A 495-nucleotide genomic window follows, 5' to 3' on the forward strand; every position below is an offset into this window, starting at 1 on the left:
TCAAGCGCAAGCGTCGATGCCGATCGGCACGCCGCTGGATAACGCCACGGCCTACGTGTTGGACGCGTGCTTGCGTCCGGCGCCGGTGGGTGTCGTGGGGGAATTGTATATAGCCGGTGAGGGCGTAGCCAGGGGCTACTTCAATCGACCGGGGCTGACCGCCGAGCGCTTCATTGCTCACCCATTCGATGCGAGTGGTGCGCGGCTGTACCGGACGGGCGATCTGGCGTATTGGCGCTCGGATGGCGCGCTGGAGTTTATCGGCCGGGCGGACCAGCAAGTCAAGATCCGAGGCTTCCGGGTTGAGCCGGGCGAGATTGAGGCGGTGCTGCAGCGTCACCCGGGCGTGGCGCAAGCTGCGGTGATCGCTCGAGAGGATCGGGCGGGCGATACGCAGCTGGTGGGTTACATTGTGCTCGATGAAGCTCCTGCCGAGCGAGATCTCACGACGGAGGCAAACCAAGTCGAAGAATGGCAGAAGGTCTACGATACGTA

General features: G+C 63.6%; 1 protein-coding gene. It reads left to right on the plus strand.

The genetic code is table 11. The features are described from left to right. The coding region (locus tag KQH55_RS15725) for an AMP-binding protein (protein WP_235091623.1) at positions 1-495 on the plus strand (495 nt) is incomplete at both ends.

Source organism: Mycetohabitans sp. B3 (assembly GCF_021498065.1).
Classification (GTDB): domain Bacteria; phylum Pseudomonadota; class Gammaproteobacteria; order Burkholderiales; family Burkholderiaceae; genus Mycetohabitans.